1 protein-coding gene is annotated in these 1,344 nt (G+C 64.9%); it reads left to right on the forward strand.

Annotation, left to right across the window (positions count from 1 at the left end):
• Positions 1-52: 52 nt before the first annotated feature.
• Positions 53-1,329 (forward strand): IS3 family transposase gene (locus ACHAAC_RS17455; protein ID WP_435717654.1). Its coding sequence is split into 2 segments (ribosomal slippage): positions 53-341 and positions 341-1,329, totalling 1,278 coding nucleotides; the frame shifts between segments, so codons are not numbered across the junction.
• Positions 1,330-1,344 lie beyond the last annotated feature (15 nt).

Here is a 1,344-nt window from a genome sequence, read left to right on the forward strand (position 1 = left end):
TGAATCGCCCCGGGTCTGGTGGAGGGTCTGAAATCCCGAAAGGATGATGACCATGCCAGCACCGAAGAAGTACCCCGAGGAGCTTCGGGATCGGTCGATCCGTCTGGTTGAGGATCTGCTTGCCGATCCTGAGCTGGAGCTCTCGGTCACGGCGGCCTGCACGAGGGTCGCCGAACAACTGGGGATCAATCGCGACACGTTGCGCGGGTGGGTCAAGCAGGCCCAGATCGACTCCGGCACCAAACCGGGTCTCGCGACGAACGACCGCCGGCGGATCCATGAGTTGGAGAAGGAGAATCGTGAGCTCCGGCGGGCGAACGCGATCTTGAAGACCGCGTCGGCTTTCTTCGCGGCGGAGCTCGACCGCCCATCTCCACGCTCGTGAAGTTCATCGACGAGCACCGCCACGACGTGTTCGAGGGCCAGGTCTTCGGGGTCGAGCCGATCTGCAGAGTGCTCTCCGAGCACGGCTGCCAGATCGCCCCGTCGACCTACTGGGCCGCGGCCAAGCGACCACCGAGCCGCCGGGCGGTTCGCGACGCGGAGATCCTGACCCAGATCCGGCGGGTCCATGAGTCCAACTTCGGCGTCTATGGGGCCCGGAAAGTGTGGCATCAACTCCGCAGGGAGGGCATAGACGTCCCACGCTGCACGATCGAACGTCTCATGCGCGCCCACGGTCTGGCCGGTGCGGTCCGCGGGGCGTCCAAGCGCACCACCCGCGCCGACCCGAAGGCCCCGCGACCAGAGGACCTGGTCGAACGGCACTTCCAGGCGGAGCGATCGAACCAGCTCTGGGTGGTCGACTTCACCTATGTCGCGACCTGGACCGGATTCGTCTATGTCGCGTTCTGCGTCGATGTCTTCAGCCGCCGCATCACCGGCTGGCGGGTCTCCAGGTCGATGAGCACCGACTTGGTCCTGGACGCCCTGGAGATGGGGATCTGGCAGCGATCACGGCAAGGACAGTCGATCCAAGGACTCGTGCACCACTCCGATGCCGGCAGCCAATACACCTCGATCCGTTACTCCGAACGACTCGCCGACGCCGGCGCCAGTCCTTCGATCGGGTCGGTCGGCGACTCCTACGACAACGCGATGGCCGAGTCGATCATCGGCCTGTTCAAGACCGAGGTCATCCGCCGACGAGGACCCTGGAAAGGCCAGGACGACGTCGAGATCGCGACGCTGGAATGGGTCGACTGGTTCAACAACAGGCGCCTCTTCGAAGCCATCGGGAACGTCCCACCGGCCGAGCTCGAAGCCACCTACAACCGCCAGCACGAGCCTGCTGAGACCATCAGCAGGTCAGAACACGCCCTCCACTAAACCCGGGGCGGTTCA

Source organism: Aeromicrobium sp. CF4.19, from assembly GCF_051262555.1.
Lineage (GTDB): Bacteria > Actinomycetota > Actinomycetes > Propionibacteriales > Nocardioidaceae > Aeromicrobium.